We start from the raw sequence: 3,873 nt of genomic DNA on the forward strand, positions 1-3,873 counted from the left end.
TCAGGACCCCTGGGGGCCTCGTTGTCGTGCTGGGCTGCAGCCATGCTGGTGTGGTCAATACTCTAAGGCACCTGAAGAGGTTGACTGGTGCGGATTCGATACACGCCGTGATAGGCGGTATGCACCTTGAGAAAGCCAGCATGAACCGTGTCCACCTTACCATCCGGGCCATGAACGAGCTTGGGGTGGAGAAGGTGATACCCGTTCATTGCACGGGGTTTGCAGCGTGCGCAGAAATGGCGCGCTTGCTCGGTGACAGGTTCGTTTCCGGTGGCGCCGGAGACGTGTTCGTGTTCTGAATGATCAGGCTGTGTTCTGGCTTGTACATGAGGCGATGTCGGGAAATCGGGAACGGGGATGAGTCGGCGTATGTTCTACAACGTGAAAGTCCTGGAGCACTTCATCAACCCCAGGAACGTGGGGGAGATACCGGACGCGGATGGGGTTGGAACAATCGGAGATCCCAATTGCGGCGACTATCTTCAGATGCACATCAAGGTCAAGGACGGAAAGCTCGCCGACATCAAGTTCAAGTTGTTCGGATGCCCGGCTGCCATAGGCACCAGCAGCATAACGACTGAACTTGCCATGGGCAAGACTCTCGAAGAGGCGTATGGGGTTACTGAGGATGACATCGTCCGGGCTCTCGGCGGACTTCCGGACCAGAAGATCCACTGTTCGGTGCTTGGTCCGGCTGCGCTCCGCATGGCGATTCTCGACTACATTTCCCGGACCGGCTCCCGGACCGAGCGCGAAGGGTCCGATAGCTCGGCAGAGGTCAATGAGTCCCAAGCAGACCGAGCTTGCGGCAATGTTGCTCCAGGGTCTTGAAGGCAACATACCCTCCCGCCGTCGCGACTGCCATGAATGCCACGAGGATCGAGAGTTCGGCGCGCATCGGCATGAGGGTCGTAGTCCCGAGGAGAAGCCCGCGCACGGCGTCAAACGCGTAGGTGGTGGGAAGCGCGAGGGCAGCGGCCAAGAGAGGCCTTGGCAGCACCGTCACCGGGAACTCTCTGCCTGAGAGCTGGCCCACGACGTAGTTTGATACGTCCACGAGAGTGTTCGCATCTTTCATCAAGAGCACCAGCCCGGAGAGTGCGAACCCGAACCCGGCCAAGCCGATGAGCATCGGCACGAGGACTATGAAGGCCGGGAGTATCATCGACCCGAACGGGATCCTGACCCCGAAGAGCACGCCGAGGGCGATCAGGATCCCGATGCTGTTCAGGGTGGTGATGATGAACATCATCGAGCTCTTGCCCGCCATCAGGGTCATGCGAGGAGCGGGAGAAACCCAGTTGGGCTCGAGCACGCCGAGAGTCATGTCTTCCTTGAGGGAAAACCCCATCCCCCAGAAGACCGCGCTTATGTAGCTTGCCATGAAAGCTCCCACGACGACGTAAAGGAAGTAATCGGACGTCCCCGTGAATCCTGCGAACCCGACGGCCCGGCCGCCTTCGGAGAATCCCTGCCCCATGAAGTAGACTGGAGTCAGCCACATCACCGGCTCCACGACGCGCATGATTGCGTCTGCCGGGTATCTGAAGAACACGCGGAAGTCCTTACGGGCTACGGCATGTATGATCCTCATCTGTGTTGACGTCCAGTCTATGACCTGTTTCACGCGGAATCCTTCCAACAGAACCCCTCCAATGCCCTCCTTCTGCGCGATTCACAGAGCGACGGTTCAGTACTGCCCGAGTGTCCCATTCCGTCGGACCGTCCGGTCCACGGAAAGAAACGCAAGACATCCCGCGGCGAAGAGTCCGAGGGCGAATACGGCCAAGATCGCGAGGTCGGAACGGACTTCTGCCAACCCCGCCCCGGCCAGCCCTACTCTGCGTGTAAGGTCGATTGAGTAGGTGAGAGGAAGAAACCTCGACACCGACCTCATCCAGGCTGGAAGCACCGAAAGCGGGTATGACATCCCGCAGAAGACCAGGAAGACCCCGCGGACAAAGAAGACCATGGCATTGAGCTGCTTGAGCAACAGGACCATGCTTGAGAAGACCAGCCCGAGCCCGTATATCGCCACCGTGGAGAGGAGAAACACCAGCGCGAGCAGGGGACTTGGGATTACACGGACTCCCCAGAGAACCCTGAATAGGACCACTCCGACAACCACAGTCAGGGCTGTTGTGGCCGTGCCGGTGAGGCCTGATCCGAATACAATGGCAAGCCTGTTCGCAGGGGTCATCCAGTTGGATTCAAGGGTCCCGCGTTGCTGTTCTGCCCTGAGGCTCCCGCCGACAACCCAGAGGACCATGTTCAGCCACATCCAGAGGATCATGCCGGTCATGATGAACCCCGCGTAATCAGATGTTCCGGCGTGTTGGGTAAAAACCGCGAGCCCACTCCCGCTTGGACCGGCAAGGGCGCGCGCGGTGAAGACCGCGAGAGACGGCGCGAGGACGGGCCAGACCAGGAGAGCGACCACCCAGCTAGGGTAGCGGAAGAAAATGGTCCACTCGCGCTTCGCGACTGCAAGGAAAGTCCGCATGCAGGTCACTCCTTAGGCGGGCCGCACCCGGGGTCAATCTCTCAGGGACTTGCCTGTAAGGTTGATGAAGACATCCTCCAGGGTGGGCTCGGAGACTCTGAGGTTCAGGATATGCTCTCCGCTCGCCCGGAGAAGGTCGATCATGGCGTCCAGTGTTTCTCTGCTGTTCTCCGTCAGAACCCGGATGATCCAAGTCTCGTGGCTGTTCCCGGATTGCCGCGACTCCACGCCCCGCACCAGCTCGAGCCCTCTGAGCTCCGCAAGGATCCCGTCAGGTTGCCGGCCGATCTCGACCTCCAAGGAGTGCATCTGGCGCACGCTGGCCTTGAGCGCCGCGGGCGGGGCCAGCGCGATGACGCGGCCGTGGTCGATGATGGCGATGCGGTCGCACAGCTCGTCCGCTTCGGCCATGTAGTGGGTGGTGAGGAGGATGGTATGCCCCTCACGCCTGAGGCCGCGGATGATCTCGCGAAGGTTCCGGGCGGACTGCGGGTCCAGGCCGGCTGTGGGCTCATCGAGGAGAACGACCGGCGGGTCGGCCAGGAGCGAACGGGCAAGGGCAAGCCTTTGTTTCATGCCGGTGGAGTAGCGCTCCACTAGTTCGTCTGCTTTGTCCGAAAGGTCGAAGCGTTCGAGGAGTTGAGATATACGAGAGGCGGTCCGGGAGCGGTCGACGTTATGCAAGGCGGCGAAGTACTCGAGGTTCTCTCTCCCGGTGAGCTTCCAGTACAGGCTCCTGTCCCCCGTCAGGACCGTCCCGAGGGACGCTCGCACGCGCACGGGGTCCTTTCGGACGTCGAACCCGGCGACCCTGGCCGTGCCGGACGTGGGCTCAAGGAGTGTACAGAGCATCTTGATGGTGGTTGTCTTCCCGGCCCCGTTCGGCCCGAGCAGCCCGAATATCTCCCCCTGCCCGATGCTGAAACTGACGTCGTCCACTGCGACCAGAACAGAGTCGGCCGCAGGAGCGTCCGCGCGGACGCGGTTGCGGGCGGTGCCGGTGGTCGGGGAGGGGGCGGGCGCGGCGGCCACCCGGGAGGGGGTGGGCGTGGCGGCCGGCGAGCCAGGGTCGACAGACTCTGGCGGGCTCGCGGAGGCGGATGGGCGGGTCGGGATAGCTGCGCGGGTCGGGCTAGCTGTGCGCGTTGGGCTAGCTGTGCGCGTCGGGTCCGCCTGCCGCCGCCGGAAGAGGCCGAAGATGCCCCCGGCAGTCCTCTTGGTGAAGGTTCGCCTGAGATGCTCGACTTCGACCGCGTTTCCAGGTCCCATTAGAGTCACTCCCTAAGCTCGGTTGGGTGGGTTGCTATGAAGATAGTAGCGCGGCTAATTAAATATGTCAATGTAGGAATAAAGATTTATGATGCAAGAAT

The 3,873-nt window shown here is 61.4% G+C and carries 5 protein-coding genes; 2 read left to right on the forward strand and 3 right to left on the reverse strand.

The window, feature by feature from the left end; translation table 11 throughout:
• A partial coding sequence (locus tag NUW23_15345) for an MBL fold metallo-hydrolase (GenBank protein MCR4427533.1) occupies positions 1-299 on the forward strand: 299 nt, incomplete at its 5' end.
• A gap of 70 nt (positions 300-369) precedes the next feature.
• Positions 370-831, forward strand: a complete 462-nt coding sequence (locus NUW23_15350; protein ID MCR4427534.1) for an iron-sulfur cluster assembly scaffold protein — start codon at positions 370-372, stop codon at positions 829-831.
• Here NUW23_15350 and NUW23_15355 read toward each other — a convergent pair.
• The 3 genes from NUW23_15355 to NUW23_15365 are packed head-to-tail and all read right to left on the reverse strand — an operon-like array spanning position 779 to position 3,772.
• Positions 779-1,642, reverse strand: a complete 864-nt coding sequence (locus tag NUW23_15355; GenBank protein ID MCR4427535.1) for an ABC transporter permease — start codon at positions 1,640-1,642, stop codon at positions 779-781. The genes NUW23_15350 and NUW23_15355 overlap by 53 nt on opposite strands.
• Positions 1,643-1,690: 48 nt before the next feature.
• On the reverse strand, positions 1,691-2,503 hold the full coding sequence (locus NUW23_15360; protein ID MCR4427536.1) for an ABC transporter permease: 813 nt from the start codon (positions 2,501-2,503) through the stop codon (positions 1,691-1,693).
• Between the two features lie 33 nt (positions 2,504-2,536).
• On the reverse strand, positions 2,537-3,772 hold the full coding sequence (locus NUW23_15365) for an ATP-binding cassette domain-containing protein (protein ID MCR4427537.1): 1,236 nt from the start codon (positions 3,770-3,772) through the stop codon (positions 2,537-2,539).
• Positions 3,773-3,873: the final 101 nt, after the last annotated feature.

This window comes from Bacillota bacterium (assembly GCA_024655925.1).
GTDB lineage: Bacteria > Bacillota > DTU025 > DTU025 > JANLFS01 > JANLFS01.

Excerpts from the sequence above, each read along its gene's own strand:
- NUW23_15350 (MCR4427534.1), top strand. The coding sequence starts at position 370 with ATGTTCTACAACGTGAAAGTCCTGGAGCACTTCATCAACCCCAGGAAC.
- NUW23_15360 (MCR4427536.1), bottom strand. The coding sequence starts at position 2,503 with ATGCGGACTTTCCTTGCAGTCGCGAAGCGCGAGTGGACCATTTTCTTC.
- NUW23_15365 (MCR4427537.1), bottom strand. The coding sequence starts at position 3,772 with ATGGGACCTGGAAACGCGGTCGAAGTCGAGCATCTCAGGCGAACCTTC.